We start from the raw sequence: 17,124 nt of genomic DNA, 5'->3' as shown, positions 1-17,124 counted from the left end.
GAATTTACACAATTGTTCGGGGGTCAGACCCCATATTCAGTCGCCTCGGCTTCTAAACTCCGTTTCTCCATGAATAATTTCTCTTTTATTAACCTTCTTGTGGATGAGAGTGGATGGGCCAGTGGAGACCCCGCAAACGAAGTGAGGAGGCTCGCCGGCACCTCCGCGGAAAGCGAAGGACATTACGGCTGTATCTGGTATCACCATCTTTTAATAATGCTTCTCCTTAACTTACCGGCTAAAGGAACAGACTCTGCGTTTACAAGTGCAGAGTAGATTGGCAATGGCTGCGCACGTTGCTCGCCCGGCAGGAGAAAACCCACTCCTGACGGTCTCTTTAAATAGGGCAGCGGGTCCACTCATTGCATCGAGATTGATTCAAAAGGCAAAAACAGATCTTTTGGATCAACCTCTGTGTGAAACTTTTTCTTTTTGGTTTCGTAAATACATATTATGATGGAGATAACGACGAAAAGGCTGGAGGGGTTTTAAATGCAGGAAGAACGTAAAATGATTTTGAAGATGATTGAAGACGGAAAGATTACAGCTGAGGAAGGACTGCAGCTGTTAAATGCCCTGAAAGACGACAAGACTGATGCAAGTGATGACGGGTCCGGGGCGGGGCCGCAGAGTAATCATGAAATTTCGACTGAGGTGAACTGGGAGAAGGGTGAAGAGTACCGCAATCGTGCGAGCAGCAGGCAGCCTTCTTTTGCGAGCCGTTTCACAGACTTTATTGAAGATGCAGTCCACAAAATCAAAGAGTTTGATTTAGACTTTAATTTTGGTTCTTCCGTTGAAATTCAGCATACGTACCAGCACACAGGGGCAGTGATTGCAGACGTGGATGTCAGCGTGGAAAACGGAAGTGTCACGTTCCGTCCGTGGGAAGAGTCCGATATACGGGTTGAATGCAGTGTGAAGGTGTATAAAGTAAGAGATGCAGACGAAGCGCGTCGCTTTTTCCTCGACGAAGTCATTTTTGACATAAAGGAGAAAAAGCTGCGCCTGAAATCACCATCCAAGTCCATGAAGGTGAATACAGTTATTTACTTACCCGCCGCCGCCCTTGAGCGCATAAAGCTTTACGCGTTTAACGGAAAAATAAGCGGTGAAACTATTGACACAATATCATTCGAAGCGCAAACGGTAAATGGACGGATCGGTTTTGAACAGGTGACCGGGAAGGACGTGCGCCTTGAGACAGTAAACGGTACGATCAGTGTTGAAAAGCTTTCAGCCGGTCACTGTGACGCAAAAACAGTGAACGGGACGATTGATCTGAACGTAGCCAAGGGAGAAGTGGACGTGGAGACCCTTAACGGGACGATCAATTACACTCTCATTGAAAACGAAGGAACTCGGGCGTACTTCAAAACAACAACAGGCAGCGTTGTGGTACGTGTGCCGGAAGAGATGAAAGTTGAAGGAGAACTGAAAACGACGGTGGGTGGCATCAATTGTGAGCTGCCGATGCTTACGATCATTGATGAAAAGAAGGACTGGGCAAATAAACGTATGTCTTTTTTAGCTAACAAAGAAGCGGAAACATCCATGTATGTGGAAGCTGAAGCCACTACCGGTTCGATCACGGTCAAAAACTGACGGCCGCCCGGTTCGTTTAAAGGCATTTAATAACGGGTAGAAAAAGAGCGATAGGTCACATTAATAGTTGAAAATGTTTCATGAATTCAGCACAATTTACGGCTGGAGCACAAAAGATCTTTTTCCACTACTAATGAAAGCAGTAAATTCAGTAACGAATGAAAGGGTGTGTATTTTATGAAACGTTTATACCGAACAGAACATGACCGTAAGATTTCCGGTGTGTGCGGCGGAATCGCTGCGTACTTTAATGTAGATGCTACGCTGATCCGGCTTCTTGCCATTATCGCGTTGATTTTTGGTAATGTGGCCACGCTTCTCGCTTATATTATCGGCGTATTTGTGATTCCGAGTGAATCGGATGTGAACCGCTAATGGGCTGGCTCATACAGATTGTAGTAAATGCCGTCGTCCTTCTGATCATCGCCCGTTTCTTCTCGGGATTCGAAGTGGATGGATTCATGGCTGCACTGATTGCCAGCTTCATACTGGCTATTGTCAACCTCATTGTAAAACCGATTTTAGTCGTACTCACGCTGCCGATCACAATCCTGTCACTGGGGTTGTTCCTGTTCGTTATTAACGCCATCGTCCTTATGCTCACACAGGCATTAATGGGCAGTGCGTTTAACATTGACGGGTTCGGACTAGCCATTGTGGCAGCGATTATTTTCGCTATACTGAGCGCATTAATCCATTCGTTTATTGTGGATCCAATTACGAAACGATAATGCAGCACATAACAAAAGCTGTCTGTCAGGGAGAGAAGCGCCCCGGCAGCGGCTTTTTTGTGTGTTCAGGAAAAAGGGAGGGTGCGCTTCGAACAGAGGGCACTGCTGAAATGCCGGAATTATACAATTATCTTATCCGGTAGCCATTTTGGCGACAAATTGTACGGGGACAGACCCCCGAACTTTGGGGTGTTGCTGTTGACATGTGAGGTTTGTTTCTGCTTGTACGGGAGTTGTGATAAAATGAGGAGGTTCAGAAACGAAAGCATACTGCATGTGATTTGGCAGTGTTTTGTATAAACTAAGGACATACAGGAATGGCTGTAGGAGGTATATTGATGGCAAAAGTAACAGCGAAAGAATTAATTGAAGAATTTGATCTGGAACTGGTAAATGGAGAAGGGGATGTTGTGTTCCGCCCGATCACAACACCGGATATTTCAAGACCTGGGATGGAGATGGCCGGATATTTTACTTATTATCCTGCAAAGCGTATTCAGCTCCTCGGAAAAACAGAGCTGACGTTTTTCAGCCAGCTGACGGATGAAGAAAAACAGGACCGGATGGACCGTCTGTCTACATATGACACACCAGGCATTATATTATCAAGAGACAATGAGGCGCCGCCGGAACTGATCGAAGCTGCGAATAAAGTCGGGGTGCCGGTACTCGTTTCCAAAATGACGACCACACGTCTCAGTTCACAGCTCACCAACTATCTTGAAACCGAGCTGGCTCCGATGACAGCGATTCACGGGGTTTTGATTGACATTTACGGTATCGGCGTTATGATCACAGGCTCATCGGGCGTTGGTAAAAGTGAAACAGCGCTTGATCTTGTCCGCCGGGGACACCGTCTTGTGGCGGACGACAGCGTGGAAATCAAGCAGGAGCACGACGGTGTTCTTGTAGGGTCTGCGCCGGATCTCATTAAGCACCTACTTGAAATCAGAGGTCTTGGGATCATCAACGTCATGACTCTCTTTGGTGCCGGAGCTGTCAGAAACTATAAGCGGATCGGCATGGTGATCCACCTTGAGCTTTGGGACCAGAAAAAGCAGTACGACCGTCTCGGGCTTGATGAAGATACGATGACAATTTTTGAAACAGCTGTCCCGAAGCTTACGATCCCGGTGCGTCCAGGCCGTAACCTTGCCGTTATTATCGAAGTAGCTGCTATGAATTTCAGGCTGAAGCGTATGGGAATCAACGCAGCCCAGCAATTTACGGAACGTTTGAACGATGTCATTGAAGACGGGGATAAAGAAGATTATTAAAAGATGAACGGGCTGCCGCATGCTCTTTGTGCTCACATGGGATCCTGTGAGCTTCTGCGGCAGAACGTAATAATGAGGTGAAACGATGTTAGGAACCGCACAACCCTTGAACCCCGTTGCTTTTGAACTCGGGCCGATTACGGTAGCCTGGTACGGCCTGATCATTGCTTTCGGGGCTTTCCTGGGGTACTTACTAGCTAACGCTGAAGGAAAGAAACGAGGTCTTCCCAAAGACCTGATTGCTGATTTGCTTTTATTTGCTATACCTATTGCCATTTTGAGTGCGCGTCTTTATTATGTGATTTTCAGATGGGACTATTACTCTCAAAATCCAGGTCAGATTATTGCGATCTGGGAAGGTGGCCTCGCGATCCACGGCGGTCTGATCGGGGCTGTTGTGACGGCCGTTATTTTTGCGAAAAAACGGGGCGTATCCTTCTGGAAGATTGCTGATATTACAGCACCGAGTATTCTTCTCGGTCAGGCAATCGGCCGCTGGGGTAACTTTGTGAACCAGGAAGCCCACGGCGGGGAAGTGTCCCGCCAGTTTCTTGAGAGCCTGATGATCCCGGAATTTATCATTAACGGCATGTACATCAACGGAACCTACTACCATCCGACATTTTTATATGAATCTCTGTGGAGTCTGGCCGGTGTGGCCCTCCTTCTCTATCTGCGCCGTGTCAATATGCGCCGGGGCGAACTGTTCCTCACCTACGTCATCTGGTACTCGGTCGGACGCTTCTTTATTGAAGGCCTGCGGACCGACAGCCTGATGATCTTTGACCTCCTGAGAACAGCTCAGGTCATTTCCATCGTCCTGGTTGTGGGTGCTGTTGCACTGATCGTCTATCGCCGCCAGACAGGAGTCGCAGACAAGCGCTACCTGGATAACGACGAGGCATCTAAAACCGGTTCGGGCAAAAAAACAGGCAGCTCCCCCCAGCAGGGGAAAAATAAGAAAAAGAAACGAAAATAAAGTGAGGTGCCGGGAGAAGAAAAGACTCCCGGCATTTTTGAAGAAGGCACTGAAAAAGGTCGGCCTTCACCTTTTTCCAGTGGCTTCTAAGCAATGAGCGTAACAGGCGCGCAACCGAATGAAGCCATTGCAACTTAAATAAAAGGCATTGAAAAAGTTGTTTTGTACTTTTTCAGTGGCCTCTTTTTGTTTGGGAAGAGCAGTGACCTTTCTTTATGAACGATAGAGATTGTGATAATGTAATATGAGGCAAAACTTGACGTTTTAACAAGCGCATCCGAGGGGGAGTCCTATGCTTACAACATTAAAAAATGGATTAAAAGTAGGGCTGTCCACCACATGGACGCTCGGAAAAATCATATTTCCTATAACACTGATCGTGACGATCCTGAGTCACACGCCGGTCATGGACTGGCTTGTAAGGCTGCTTTCCCCTCTTATGGGGGCGATCGGACTTTCAGGTGAAGCAGCGATTCCCCTTGTACTGGGTAATGTGCTGAATTTATATGCGGCCATCGGGGCAATTCTCACGATGGACCTGACCGTAAAAGAAGTGTTTATTCTGGCAGTGATGCTGTCTTTTTCCCACAACCTGTTTGTAGAGTCGGCTGTAGCAAAAAAGGTAGGCTTAAAGATCTGGGTTGTTCTTGTCGTTCGGATCGGTCTCGCTCTTGCAGCGGCGTGGGTAATTCATCTCACCTGGCAGGGGGGACAGGAAACAGCGCGCTACGGGTTTGTGGCAGGGCCATCCCAGGAAGAGCTCACAGGCTGGGGAGCGATTTTGATGCAGGGCATGGAAAGTGCGTTCTTCGGAATCGTGCAGCTTGCAGCGATTGTGATCCCGATTATGGTCTTTATTCAGATTATGAAAGATTTAAAGTGGCTCGACGTGTTCTCTAAATGGATGTCTCCATTTACGAAGGTACTGGGCATACGGGAAAACACATCCACCACGCTGGCAGCCGGGCTCGTCTTTGGCCTTGCCTACGGCGCCGGTGTGATGATTCAGGCCGTAAAAGAAGATGGTGTGCGAAAGAAGGATCTCTATCTGGTGTTTATCTTCCTTGTGGCCTGTCACGCGGTCATTGAAGACACCCTGATCTTCGCGCCACTCGGCATTCCGCTCTGGCCTCTGCTTCTGATCAGGCTCGTGACGGCTGTACTTCTGACCATTGCAGTCGCCTTCATCTGGAACCGCATTGAAAAGAAAGAAGCAGACGCACACCAGTACGAAAAGAATATCTCGTAGCACACAAGAAAAAATTTAAAAAGTTCCGGGGACAGACCCCCGAACTTTTTGTCGGGGGTCTGTCCCCGCACAATTTCCAATTTCGAAAGGAAGTCTGACCGATGACGAAATACAACACGATGGAACATGTCGATACAGTTTTATTTGATCTTGACGGTACGCTCATTAATACAATCGATCTGATCGTTTCTTCTTTTATGCACACGATGGAAACGTATTACCCGGGTGAGTACGAGGAGAAAGACGTGATCCACTTTATCGGACCGCCTCTCTCTGAGACGTTTGAAAACCTCGACCCTGAGCGTGTTGCCGAAATGACGCACACGTATAGAACGTTCAATCATGAAAAGCACGATGACCTCGTTACGGAATATGAAGGTGTGCTGGAAACGGTTGAAGCCCTTCACAAACAAGGGTATAAGCTGGCCATCGTTACGACGAAACGGAGTGACACGGCCATCAAAGGCATGAAACTCATGGGACTGGACCGCTTTTTTGACGTGATTATTGCTCTTGATCATGTGGAAAACTACAAGCCTCATCCTGAGCCGTTGGAAAAAGCACTCGAGCAGTTAGGCAGCCGGCCGGAGCAGGCGATTATGATCGGCGACAGCCAGCACGATATTCTCGGCGGTAAAAACACCGGAACGAAAACTGCAGGTGTGGCATGGTCTGTAAAAGGCCGTGAGTATCTGGAAACATTCGAGCCCGATGTAATGCTCGATTCCATGACAGACCTCCTTGATGTTTTAGGCGTCAGCACCAGTAAACAGTAATCAATCACTTTCCGGTGGAAAAGGGCAGGCAGTTTCTCTGCCGGTCATTTCAATCATTGATGAGGAGCGGGACCGATGAGAAAAACGACAAGTTATCCAGTAAAAACAGCAAATTCATTATGGCACGTATATAAAACCGTTCCTTTTCTTAAAGTAGTGAAAAACTTCATCGTTATTCAAATGGCACGGTATACACCGTTTCTCGGTATGAAAAACTGGCTTTACCGGACGTTTCTCAGAATGGACGTAGGAAAAGAAACGAGTGTCGCTCTCATGGTAATGCTCGATGTGATGTTTCCTGAAAAAATCAAAATCGGCAGAAACAGCGTTATCGGCTACAACACCACGATTCTTGCTCACGAATACCTCATCAAAGAATACCGGCTCGGAGAGGTGATCATCGGGGACAACGTCCTTATCGGCGCCAATTCCACGATTCTTCCCGGAGTGACGATTGGGGACGGAGCCATCGTCGGAGCCGCCACTCTCGTCCACAAAGATGTCCCGCCAGGCGCCTTTGTCGGCGGCAATCCGATGCAAATCATCAGAACAAAAGAAGATATCTAAAAAAGTTCAGGGGTCTGTCCCCTGAACTTTTTTGCTTTTCTATTGACAAAGCAACCTGGCGCACTCTCTCTTAAAATCTTCTCCGATCCGTAACCGTAACTGTGATGAAACCTGTCTTTAAGGAAAAGATAGAGGTGATTACCGTAACCGGAATACAGGCTAGGCTCCTGGAATGCAATTCTGCTCTTATTATGTCTGTTAATAGGGAAATGGCTCATTAAAGGCGAAGGGGTATAGTGGTGAAAGAGTGAGCATGCCTCGCTTTCACCTGATGACTGAACATACGAACGACAGAATAGTAAGAAAATCGAGCCAAATCGGTTGACGCTATCTGAAAAGCCTTGTAGACTACTACGTATAACTTTATTACGACATCACATTAGCGAACTAAAGTAAAAAAACGAAACCATCTTAAGCTGTGCCGGAAAAATCGCCCGTACGACACGCGCAGCCAAAAACCCTTCTTTTTTTGAAATGTTTCGGGGACAGACCCCGCACAATTTACAGCAGAAACGTTCCGGGGACAGACCCCGCACAATTTTGATAAAGGTGTGACGTGAGATGACGAAACCATTTATGTTTGAAAAGCCGGTGGGCATGAGAGACACGCTGCCTGAACTCTATTCATTGAAGCAGCAGGTGAGAAGCACCATCGCCACAGAAGTAGCCAAATGGGGTTACGCGCCCATTGAAACACCGACTCTTGAATTTTACGATACGATCGGAACAGCCTCAGCCACTTCCGATACACAGCTGTTTAAACTCCTTGATCAGCAGGGAAACACCCTAGTTCTCCGGCCGGACATGACGGCACCGATTGCCCGGATTGCCGCATCGACCCTGAAAGGAACAGAGCGCCCGGCCCGTCTTACATACGACGCCAGTGTATTCCGTGCCCAGCAGCGTGAAGGGGGCAAACCGGCTGAATTTGAACAGGTAGGCGTGGAGCTTATCGGAGACCCGACCGCCAGCGCCGATGGAGAAGTAATTGCCCTTATGATCGCCGCTCTTAAAAAAGCCGGCCTCTCAAACTTTAAAGTAGCTATCGGCCACATCGGGTTCGTCAATACGCTACTCACTGAAATCCTCGGAAACGAGGAGCGGGCAGGCACGTTCCGCCGCTACCTCTATGAAAAAAATTACGTCGGCTTTAAAAGAGATGTCGATCAGCTGCCGCTCTCGTCCATTGACCGGAGAAGACTCCACAGCCTTCTCAGCCTGAGAGGCGGGTTCGGCATTTTAAATGAAGCAGAAGCCCTGATTGAAACAGAAGAAGGGCGAAAATCCCTTGCTGACCTTTACAAGCTTGTGGACGTTCTTAAAGCGTACGATCTTGAAGATTCAGTCATCATTGACCTGAACCTGGTGATGCACATGAGCTACTACACGGGCATGGTGTTTGAAGCCTACAGCGATGAGCTTGGCTTCCCACTCGGAGGCGGAGGCCGCTATGACGAGCTTCTTTCTAAATTTCACCGGCCCGAAGCGGCTACAGGCTTTGCAGTCCGGCTCGACCTTTTGACCGAAGCCCTCGGAAAATCAAAAGAAGACGTGACCATCAGCAACGCCATCATCTACTCAAACGAACGGCGGAAAGAAGCGATGAAGACCGCCGATACTTTAAGAAACGAAGGCCAGTCTGTGGTGATGCAGGATGTTATGGGCATCCGGGACCTCGACGCCTACTCGAAGCAATTTGACGATGTGCATTATTTAATCGGAAAAAACGGAACAAACGGAGGTGGCGGCGTTGACAGAAACGAATAATCAAACTCAAACCAAGAACGACCTCCTCACAGTTGCCATGCCAAAAGGACGCATCTTTGAAGAAGCGGTCTCTCTTCTGAGACAGGCGGGATACGACCTGCCGCCGGAATTTGATGATTCCCGGAAACTCATTCTTGACGTACCGAAAGCCAACATGCGCTTTATTTTATCCAAACCGATGGACGTGCCCACCTACGTGGAACACGGCGTAGCTGATGTGGGAGTAGCCGGAAAGGACGTCATGATCGAAGAAAAGCGTGACGTATACGAAGTACTCGACCTGAAGATCAGCGCCTGTTATATGGCTGTCGCCGCTCTCCCAAGCTACGATTCAAAGGCGGACATTGCACCTAAAATCGCAACAAAATATCCGAAACTCGCTGCCGGATACTTCCGCGAGCAGGGGGAACAGGTGGAAATCATCAAGCTGAACGGCTCGATTGAGCTTGCTCCTCTCGTAGGTCTTGCCGACCGGATCGTTGACATCGTCTCCACCGGCCGCACATTGAAAGAAAACGGCCTCGTGGAAACGGAAACGATGATGCCGATCACGTCACGCTTTATCGTCAACCCTGTAAGCTACCGGATGAAAGCCGGCCAGATCGATGACATGATCGAACGTCTCGCCCGTGTCGTTGAAGGAGGGAGCGGCCAGTGAACATCACCGAATACTCCAAAGACGTGAGTATCAAACGGACCGTCGACCAGGGAACAAGCGAACAGCGAAAAGCGGTGGAAGGAATAATCAGCCGCGTTAGACGTGAGAAAGATACAGCCCTCGCCGAACTCACCGAGCAATTCGACGGTGCCAGACTCGATACCCTTAAAGTAAGCCAGAGCGAAATGGACGCCGCCTACAAAAACGTGGATGATGAAACACTCGCTATCCTTCGTGAAGCAAAAGAGAACATTACCCGCTTTCACGGACGTCAGCAACGACAATCATGGATGACGACGGAAGAAGACGGTACAATTCTTGGCCAGAAAATCACCCCCCTCGACGCAGTAGGCGTCTACGTGCCGGGGGGCCGGGCCTCTTACCCGTCAACAATTCTGATGAACGTACTTCCTGCACAGGTCGCAGGCGTTGAACGAATCGTCATGGTTTCCCCGCCACAGGCCGACGGAACCTTAAACGACGTTGTCCTCGTTACCGCCTGTGAGCTGGGCGTTAAGGAAATCTACAAAGTCGGCGGAGCCCAGGCAGTAGCCGCTCTTGCATACGGAACGGAAACGATCGCTCCCGTAGATAAAATCGTCGGTCCCGGCAACATCTATGTGGCTCTTGCAAAGCAGCTCGTCTATGGCACAGTCGACATCGACATGTTCGCGGGCCCTAGTGAAATCGTCGTTCTTGCCGACAGTACCGCCCGCCCTGACTACATCGCAGCGGATATGCTATCCCAGGCCGAGCACGACCCGATGGCATCCGCCGTTCTTGTCACACCGGATCTTACGCTGGCCGAACAGGTGGCCAAAGAAGTGTACGAGCAGCTTGAAACCCTGCCCAAAAAAGACATCGCCGAAGCATCCATCCGTGATTACGGCGCCATCTACGTGACCCGGGACATGAACGAAGCCCTCGATGCCGTAAACGAACTGGCACCGGAGCACCTCGAAGTGCAGACCGAATCCCCCTTTGAACTCCTGGGGGCGATCCGGCACGCCGGAGCCATCTTCGTTGGGGAAAACAGTTCGGAGCCTGTGGGTGATTATTTCGCCGGGCCCAACCACGTTTTACCTACAAACGGCACTGCCCGCTTTTCCAGTCCGTTGAATGTAGATGACTTTACAAAAAAATCCAGCATTTTGTTCTACAGTAAAACCTCGGCACAGCGCCACGGGGCGAAAATTGCGGCATTTGCCAGACTCGAGGGACTCGAAGCCCACGCCCGCGCCGTCGAAAAACGTTTGGAGGAGAAAGAACATGACAACGAAAACGAGTAACCGGTTCGCTACAAAAAAGCGCAACACTAATGAAACGAAGATTAATCTTTCCTTAAACATCGACGGTGAAGGCCAGTCATCCCTTGAAACAGGCGTCCCGTTTTTAACACATATGCTCGATCTTTTTACCCGTCACGGACTGTTTGACTTGAACATTCAGGCTGACGGGGACACAGAAATTGACGATCACCACACCACTGAAGATATCGGGATTGTTCTTGGTGAAGCACTGAAGGAGGCCCTCGGAGATAAAAAAGGGATCCGCCGCTACGGAAACGCCTTCGTACCGATGGACGAAGCTCTTGCCCAGGTGACAGTGGATCTGAGTAACCGCCCGCATCTTGAGTACAGAGTGAATCTGCCGAGTGAGAAGGTGGGCACGTTTGATACAGAGCTTGTTCATGAATTTTTATGGAAGCTCGCTCTTGAAGCGCAGATGAACCTCCATGTGAACGTACCGTACGGGGAAAATACCCATCATATTATTGAAGCGGTCTTTAAAGCCCTCGGCCGCGCACTGGACGAGGCAACCCAGATCGATCCCCGTGTTAAAGGGGTTCCGTCAACGAAAGGACGTTTATAATGATTGGCATTATCGACTACGGAATGGGGAATCTTCACAGTGTTTCAAAAGCACTTGAGCGCCTTGACTATCCGTACTTTATTTCAGGAGACGAAGCTGAACTTTCAAAAGCAGACGGCCTTCTTTTACCCGGTGTAGGCTCGTTTCGGGACGGTATAACTGAACTTGAAAACGCCGGTCTCATCTTGTTTATCCAAGACTGGGCAGTGTCAGGAAAGCCTCTGTTGGGCATCTGTCTTGGCATGCAGCTGCTTTTTGATAAAAGCGAAGAAAACGGCTCGACAAATGGACTTGGTCTTTTGCCTGGCCGTGTCGAGAAGCTTACTGGCATGTCAGCAACAGGGGAGCGGTACAAAGTGCCGCATATGGGGTGGAATGAGCTTCATTATGCGAAAGCTGATCACCCTGTCACCGCAGGTGTGCCTAAAGGGCATGTCTATTTTGTTCATTCCTACGCTGTTCATGTGGCAGACCCGGACAACCTCGTTGCCTATGCGGACTACTATGAACGGATTCCGGCTGTGGTAGCCCGTGACAATGTGTGGGGAACACAGTTTCACCCGGAAAAAAGCAGTACCGTAGGAATAGCGATGCTTCGTAATTTTGCCGACCAGGTAGAGGGGGGAAAGTAATGTTTACTATTTATCCGGCCATTGATATGCGCGGTGGCAAGTGTGTCCGTCTCCTTCAGGGAGATTACGATAAGGAAACGGTTTACGGCGACAGCCCGTTTGATATGGCGAAAACCTTTGCGGAAGAAGGAGCAGAGTGGATTCACATGGTTGATCTTGACGGAGCAAAAGAAGGGGCTCCCGTTAACCATGGGCATGTAACCCGGGCGGCAAAAGAACTGGACGCACGTGTTCAGGTAGGCGGAGGAATCCGTACTCTTGAAGCGGCTGCGGCCTATTTGGATGAAGGGGTTGACCGGGTCATTCTCGGAAGCTCGGCCATCAGCGATCCAGCCTTTGTTCAGGAGATGCTTCGTACATATGGCGGTGACCGTGTCGTAATCGGGATCGATGCCCGTGACGGTTACGTTGCCACTCACGGGTGGCTTGAAACGTCAACGGTAAAAGCAGAAGACTTGGCCCTTGAGCTCGCGAGTCACGGAGCGAAATGGTTTGTGATGACGGACATTTCACGGGACGGCATGCTGAACGGACCGAATGTGGATGCCATCGCCAACCTGGGAAGCGTGACCGGAAAGAACGTTGTGGCATCCGGCGGGGTAAGCGGATTGAAGGACCTGGCTGATTTGAAGGCCCGTACCTCCGAAGGAATCGAAGGGGCCATCGTCGGAAAAGCGCTGTATGAAGGACGGTTCACACTAAAGCAAGCGCTGGAGGAGGTGGCAGACTGATGCTTACAAAACGAATTATTCCGTGTCTCGACGTAAAAGAAGGGCGCGTTGTAAAAGGCGTTCAGTTCGTTGATTTGCGTGACGCCGGCGATCCAGTTGAGCTTGCTGCTTTTTACGATGAGCAGGGGGCTGATGAGCTTGTGTTCCTCGACATCTCCGCCTCTCACGAAGGGCGGGAGACGATGGTGGATGTGATTGAGAAGGTGGCCGGAGAACTGGCCATTCCCTTTACGGTGGGGGGCGGAATCAATGCCCTGGCTGACATGAAACGGGTTCTCCGTGCCGGTGCGGACAAGGTGAGTCTGAATACTGCGGCTGTACTGCGTCCGGAACTGATTACAGAAGGAGCCGATTACTTTGGCTCCCAGTGTATCGTCGTTGCCATCGATGCCCGCTGGGATGAAGAGATGGGATCATGGCGCGTGTTTACCCACGGCGGCCGAAACTCAACTGACTGGGATGCGGTTGAATGGGCAAAAAGAGCAGTGGAACTGGGCGCCGGTGAGATCCTTCTTACGAGCATGGATCAGGACGGAGCCAAGTCAGGTTTTCACATTGCACTCACAGCTGCTGTAAGTGAGGCGGTCAGCGTTCCTGTGATCGCTTCCGGCGGTGCCGGTTCGAAAGAGCACTTTTATGAGGCCTTTACGGCCGGGAAAGCTGATGCAGCACTGGCTGCGTCTATTTTCCACTATAAAGAAACGAGTGTAGCGGAAGTGAAAGACTGGTTAAAAGAGAAGGGGCTGAACATACGATGACAATCACACTCAAAGACCTTACGTTTGATGATAAAGGACTCATTCCTGCGGTGGTTCAGGATGCTTCGACAAAAGAAGTGCTCACGGTGGCGTATATGAACGAAGAGTCGCTTCAAAAGAGCGTGGAGACCCGGGAGACATGGTTTTACAGCCGCTCCCGCCAGGAGCTTTGGCACAAAGGGGCCACTTCAGGCAACACTCAGACAATAGAGGAAATCCGGTTTGACTGTGATCAGGATGCCCTGGTCGTACTTGTGACACCACGTGGACCTGCGTGCCATACGGGGGCGGTGAGCTGTTTCTCGGACACCCTCGTCTCAAGTGAAGGCGGCTCAGCTGAAGGGAAAAGGGATCGCTTTGCCATTCTCGAAGAGCTGGAGAAGACGATTGCGAGCCGGGAAGAAGAACGTCCCGAAGGCTCCTACACCACGTATTTATTTGACGAAGGCGTGGATAAAATTCTGAAGAAAGTAGGAGAAGAAGCGTCGGAAGTCATCATCGCTTCCAAGAACCGCTCGCCTGAGGAACTCACCTGGGAAACGGCGGATCTTCTTTACCACCTGATGGTTCTCCTGGAAGAACAAAAGCTGCCACTCGACCTGATCCTGGAACGCCTCGAGGACCGCTTCGGCAAACAGCACCTGAAAAAATAAAACACCATAAGTTCGGGGGTCTGACCCTCTGTGAATTTATCACAGAGGGTCAGACCCCTCATTTTGTTTTAAGTGAGAAATTACGGTCTGGAATTGTGGATGTGGTGCGTGTTATACTGCTTGTAGTGTGTTTTTTGCAGTAATTTGTAAGAAGATAGAAGTTTTTGACCGTGATTGGGGGCACAATTCGTGCGTAACATAAATGTAAATGAGAAGAAGGGGCAGGTCATTCCTTTTTTACAGGACGGCGCCTACTACTATAAAAAAGGTATCGAAGCCTATCAGAACCGTAATATAAACCAGGCTGCACATTACATTAAGAGAGCGCTCCGCCTTGAGCCGGAGGAGCCTGTATTTTTGTGTCAGATGGCCATTGTCATGTCGGAAAAAGGACATTTTGAAGAAGCAAACGAGCTCCTTGAAAAAGTCATTAATGAGATTGATGAAAACATGGCAGAATGCTATTTCTTTTTAGCCAACAATCTTGCTCATGCAGGGGATTTCGACATTGCCGTGAAGCATTTGAAAACGTATCTGAAGCTGGACCCTAAAGGAGAGTTCGCTGAAGATGCGACGACGCTTCTTGAAATGCTTGAAGACGATGAGGAAGAGCTCGATGATGTTGAGGAAACAGAAGAGCAGCTTGCTCACAGCCGACTTGAGAGAGCCGCAGACCTTCTCGACCGTGGGCAGTTTGACGAAGCGGAACGGGAAGTGACGACTTCCTTATCGGAAGAGCCGAAGCAGTGGGATCTTTATGCCTACATGGCCGAAGCTATGTTTTATCAAGGTGAAAAAGAGCAGGCGCTCGATATTGTCGCTGATCTTTTACAGAAAGAGGACAAAAACTTCCTGGCCCAGTGCAACGCTGCTGTTTTCCTGAAAGAAACGGGAGATATTGCCTGGGAACAGATGGCCTCTGGTTTAAGAGTTATGAGACCGATGAACGACTGGTACGGCTATCACCTGGCAAAAACGTGGTTTTTCCTCGGTGATTACCACGAGGCGTATGACTGGTTCAAACGCTTGTATCAGCGCCATACCTTTTCAAAGCGTCCGCGTTTTTATCATCAGATGGCTCTTACAGCCTGGATGGCAGGAGATAAGGAGCGTGCCCGTCAGCTTTGGAAACGGGTCACGCAGTTTGACCACCACCAAAAGAAGCTGGCGGAGTGGTGTATGGACAAGGTGATTCAGGGCGCAAAGCCAGAGCGATCCTGGTTCTACTACCGCATGCCTGAATCCGAACAAGAATAGTTCAAAGCCGGGGCCTCAAAAAGTCTCGGTAGATTGGCAATGGCGCTCCGCACGCTACTCGCCCGGCAGGAGAAAAACCACTCCTGCCGGGCTCTATAAAGAGGGCAGCGGCTCCACTCATTGCTTGAGGTTGACCCAAAAGGTAAAAAAACAACCTTTTGGGTCAACCTCTTTTTCGATGGGTGGAAGGCGGTATAATGCCTCATCATCGGCAAACACTAACGTGTGAGCAGAACAATGGACTTCGTGATTATTTTTTCATAGGATATAGATGTGAACAAATCAACCTATCGTATTAGGGGAGTGGACAAAGTGACTGAAGAAAAAATTTATGATGTTGTAATAATCGGAGCAGGACCGGCTGGGATGACAGCTGCTGTATATACGTCCCGTGCGAACTTATCCACGGTTATGATCGAGCGCGGCATGCCGGGCGGACAGATGGCCAATACAGAAGACGTTGAAAACTACCCGGGATATGACAGCATCCTTGGTCCGGACTTGTCTAATAAAATGTTTGAGCACTCTAAAAAATTCGGTGCTGAGTATAAATACGGTGATGTTAAAGAAATTATCGACGGTAAAGAATACAAGCGCATCGTGTTAGGGAACGGTGAAATTAAAACACGTGCGATTATTATTGCAACAGGAGCGAAATATAAAGCTCTTGGCGTTGACGGTGAAAAAGAGCTGAGCGGCCGCGGTGTATCCTACTGCGCGGTTTGTGACGGTGCTTTCTTTAAAAATAAAGAGCTTGTGGTTGTCGGCGGCGGTGACTCGGCAGTGGAAGAAGCGGTGTATCTTACCCGTTTCGCCAGTAAAGTGACGGTTGTTCACCGACGTGATAAGCTCCGTGCCCAGAAAATCCTCCAGGACCGTGCGTTCGCCAACGATAAAATTGACTTTATCTGGGACACTGTCGTAAAAGAGATCAACGACAAAGATGGTAAAGTGGGGAGTGTTACACTCGTCAGCACGAAAGATGGTTCTGAGCGTGAGTTTAAAACGGATGGTGTATTCATCTATATCGGTATGCTTCCAATCAACGAGCCGTTTAAGGATCTTGGTATTACGAACGAAGACGGCTATGTGGAAACAAATGATGAGATGGAAACGAAAATTCCAGGGATTTATGCGGCCGGGGACGTTCGTGAGAAAACTCTCCGTCAGATTGTGACAGCAACAGGAGACGGAAGTATCGCAGCCCAGGCAGTTCAGCACTATGTGGAAAGTCTGATTGAAGAGCTTGAAAGTGAAAAAGCGAAGAATTAAATGTGTAAGCGGCGGCTCATCGGGTGATGAGCCGTTTTTTTTGGTTTAGAAGGGACGTTGAAAAGACTGGGAGGACATTTATGGAGAACTTTTGTGGATTTATGGAGAGTTGAGGCTGTTTTTTGGAGAACTTTCTGGTGTTTATGCAGAGTTCGGGACGTTTTATGCAGACTTTTGGACGATTTAAAGAGAATACCCTGTATTTCGACACCGGGCAGCCGCCTCATTAGCCACAGCCTGGCCATGGCTAAAACCCCGGTACCTGTCCAAGAAATGTCAAGAGAACACCAGCAATTGTGCGGGGACAGACCCCCGAACTTTTGACCCCCGAACTTTTTCG

General features: G+C 49.3%; 18 protein-coding genes. All 18 read left to right on the top strand.

From position 1 onward, the window contains the following. Window positions 1-492: 492 nt before the first annotated feature. Window positions 493-1,605: a DUF4097 family beta strand repeat-containing protein gene (locus EBO34_RS12415; protein ID WP_122899005.1), complete on the top strand. Its 1,113-nt coding sequence runs from the start codon at window positions 493-495 to the stop codon at window positions 1,603-1,605. Window positions 1,606-1,782: 177 nt separating this feature from the next. After that, window positions 1,783-1,980: a PspC domain-containing protein gene (locus EBO34_RS12410; protein ID WP_122899003.1), complete on the top strand. Its 198-nt coding sequence runs from the start codon at window positions 1,783-1,785 to the stop codon at window positions 1,978-1,980. Then, on the top strand, window positions 1,980-2,336 hold the full coding sequence (locus tag EBO34_RS12405; RefSeq protein ID WP_122899000.1) for a phage holin family protein: 357 nt from the start codon (window positions 1,980-1,982) through the stop codon (window positions 2,334-2,336). The genes EBO34_RS12410 and EBO34_RS12405 overlap by 1 nt, the downstream gene beginning before the upstream one ends. A gap of 338 nt (window positions 2,337-2,674) precedes the next feature. After that, window positions 2,675-3,613, top strand: a complete 939-nt coding sequence (gene hprK, locus EBO34_RS12400; RefSeq protein ID WP_122898999.1) for an HPr(Ser) kinase/phosphatase — start codon at window positions 2,675-2,677, stop codon at window positions 3,611-3,613. Between the two features lie 85 nt (window positions 3,614-3,698). Beyond that, window positions 3,699-4,592: a prolipoprotein diacylglyceryl transferase gene (lgt, locus tag EBO34_RS12395; protein WP_122898997.1), complete on the top strand. Its 894-nt coding sequence runs from the start codon at window positions 3,699-3,701 to the stop codon at window positions 4,590-4,592. A gap of 292 nt (window positions 4,593-4,884) precedes the next feature. Further along, window positions 4,885-5,841, top strand: a complete 957-nt coding sequence (locus EBO34_RS12390) for a nucleoside recognition domain-containing protein (protein WP_122898995.1) — start codon at window positions 4,885-4,887, stop codon at window positions 5,839-5,841. A 101-nt stretch (window positions 5,842-5,942) separates the two neighbouring features. Further along, on the top strand, window positions 5,943-6,617 hold the full coding sequence (gene ppaX / locus EBO34_RS12385; RefSeq protein WP_249414081.1) for a pyrophosphatase PpaX: 675 nt from the start codon (window positions 5,943-5,945) through the stop codon (window positions 6,615-6,617). A 75-nt stretch (window positions 6,618-6,692) separates the two neighbouring features. Further along, entirely contained in the window at window positions 6,693-7,184 is a 492-nt protein-coding gene (locus EBO34_RS12380) for an acyltransferase (RefSeq protein WP_122898993.1), read from the top strand. Window positions 7,185-7,745: 561 nt separating this feature from the next. Then, window positions 7,746-8,951: an ATP phosphoribosyltransferase regulatory subunit gene (locus tag EBO34_RS12375; protein WP_122898991.1), complete on the top strand. Its 1,206-nt coding sequence runs from the start codon at window positions 7,746-7,748 to the stop codon at window positions 8,949-8,951. A 37-nt stretch (window positions 8,952-8,988) separates the two neighbouring features. After that, on the top strand, window positions 8,989-9,609 hold the full coding sequence (gene hisG / locus EBO34_RS12370) for an ATP phosphoribosyltransferase (protein ID WP_122900065.1): 621 nt from the start codon (window positions 8,989-8,991) through the stop codon (window positions 9,607-9,609). Further along, window positions 9,606-10,898: a histidinol dehydrogenase gene (gene hisD / locus EBO34_RS12365; RefSeq protein WP_122898989.1), complete on the top strand. Its 1,293-nt coding sequence runs from the start codon at window positions 9,606-9,608 to the stop codon at window positions 10,896-10,898. Before hisG ends, hisD begins: the two co-directional genes overlap by 4 nt. After that, window positions 10,879-11,481, top strand: coding sequence for an imidazoleglycerol-phosphate dehydratase HisB (gene hisB, locus EBO34_RS12360; protein ID WP_122898987.1), 603 nt, complete (start codon window positions 10,879-10,881; stop codon window positions 11,479-11,481). The genes hisD and hisB overlap by 20 nt, the downstream gene beginning before the upstream one ends. Further along, window positions 11,481-12,113, top strand: coding sequence for an imidazole glycerol phosphate synthase subunit HisH (gene hisH / locus EBO34_RS12355; RefSeq protein WP_122898985.1), 633 nt, complete (start codon window positions 11,481-11,483; stop codon window positions 12,111-12,113). Before hisB ends, hisH begins: the two co-directional genes overlap by 1 nt. Then, window positions 12,113-12,844: a 1-(5-phosphoribosyl)-5-[(5-phosphoribosylamino)methylideneamino]imidazole-4-carboxamide isomerase gene (gene hisA, locus EBO34_RS12350; RefSeq protein ID WP_122898983.1), complete on the top strand. Its 732-nt coding sequence runs from the start codon at window positions 12,113-12,115 to the stop codon at window positions 12,842-12,844. Before hisH ends, hisA begins: the two co-directional genes overlap by 1 nt. After that, complete coding sequence (gene hisF / locus EBO34_RS12345) at window positions 12,844-13,602, top strand: imidazole glycerol phosphate synthase subunit HisF (protein ID WP_122898981.1); 759 nt, start codon at window positions 12,844-12,846, stop codon at window positions 13,600-13,602. Before hisA ends, hisF begins: the two co-directional genes overlap by 1 nt. Next, the gene (gene hisIE / locus EBO34_RS12340; RefSeq protein WP_122898979.1) at window positions 13,599-14,255 is read left to right on the top strand and encodes a bifunctional phosphoribosyl-AMP cyclohydrolase/phosphoribosyl-ATP diphosphatase HisIE; all 657 of its coding nucleotides are present in this window, start codon (window positions 13,599-13,601) and stop codon (window positions 14,253-14,255) included. The genes hisF and hisIE overlap by 4 nt, the downstream gene beginning before the upstream one ends. 189 nt (window positions 14,256-14,444) lie before the next feature. Beyond that, window positions 14,445-15,512 (top strand): tetratricopeptide repeat protein, encoded by a 1,068-nt coding sequence (locus EBO34_RS12335; RefSeq protein ID WP_183163853.1) that lies wholly within the window; start codon window positions 14,445-14,447, stop codon window positions 15,510-15,512. Between the two features lie 303 nt (window positions 15,513-15,815). Further along, window positions 15,816-16,784: a thioredoxin-disulfide reductase gene (gene trxB / locus EBO34_RS12330; protein ID WP_249414115.1), complete on the top strand. Its 969-nt coding sequence runs from the start codon at window positions 15,816-15,818 to the stop codon at window positions 16,782-16,784. The last annotated feature ends 340 nt before the right edge of the window (window positions 16,785-17,124 follow it).

This window comes from Alteribacter keqinensis, assembly GCF_003710255.1.
Classification (GTDB): domain Bacteria; phylum Bacillota; class Bacilli; order Bacillales; family Salisediminibacteriaceae; genus Alteribacter; species Alteribacter keqinensis.
Note: the sequence above shows the minus strand (reverse complement) of the source record. Positions and strands in the feature narration are given on the sequence as shown.

Bases quoted from the DNA above. Each gene is read 5' to 3' on its own strand.
- EBO34_RS12410 (WP_122899003.1), top strand. From the start codon at position 1,783: ATGAAACGTTTATACCGAACAGAACATGACCGTAAGATTTCCGGTGTG.
- hisA (WP_122898983.1), top strand. From the start codon at position 12,113: ATGTTTACTATTTATCCGGCCATTGATATGCGCGGTGGCAAGTGTGTC.
- EBO34_RS12415 (WP_122899005.1), top strand. From the start codon at position 493: ATGCAGGAAGAACGTAAAATGATTTTGAAGATGATTGAAGACGGAAAG.
- EBO34_RS12405 (WP_122899000.1), top strand. From the start codon at position 1,980: ATGGGCTGGCTCATACAGATTGTAGTAAATGCCGTCGTCCTTCTGATC.
- hisIE (WP_122898979.1), top strand. From the start codon at position 13,599: ATGACAATCACACTCAAAGACCTTACGTTTGATGATAAAGGACTCATT.
- EBO34_RS12390 (WP_122898995.1), top strand. From the start codon at position 4,885: ATGCTTACAACATTAAAAAATGGATTAAAAGTAGGGCTGTCCACCACA.
- hisF (WP_122898981.1), top strand. From the start codon at position 12,844: ATGCTTACAAAACGAATTATTCCGTGTCTCGACGTAAAAGAAGGGCGC.
- hisH (WP_122898985.1), top strand. From the start codon at position 11,481: ATGATTGGCATTATCGACTACGGAATGGGGAATCTTCACAGTGTTTCA.
- lgt (WP_122898997.1), top strand. From the start codon at position 3,699: ATGTTAGGAACCGCACAACCCTTGAACCCCGTTGCTTTTGAACTCGGG.
- hisG (WP_122900065.1), top strand. From the start codon at position 8,989: ATGCCAAAAGGACGCATCTTTGAAGAAGCGGTCTCTCTTCTGAGACAG.
- EBO34_RS12375 (WP_122898991.1), top strand. From the start codon at position 7,746: ATGACGAAACCATTTATGTTTGAAAAGCCGGTGGGCATGAGAGACACG.
- ppaX (WP_249414081.1), top strand. From the start codon at position 5,943: ATGACGAAATACAACACGATGGAACATGTCGATACAGTTTTATTTGAT.
- EBO34_RS12380 (WP_122898993.1), top strand. From the start codon at position 6,693: ATGAGAAAAACGACAAGTTATCCAGTAAAAACAGCAAATTCATTATGG.
- hisB (WP_122898987.1), top strand. From the start codon at position 10,879: ATGACAACGAAAACGAGTAACCGGTTCGCTACAAAAAAGCGCAACACT.
- hprK (WP_122898999.1), top strand. From the start codon at position 2,675: ATGGCAAAAGTAACAGCGAAAGAATTAATTGAAGAATTTGATCTGGAA.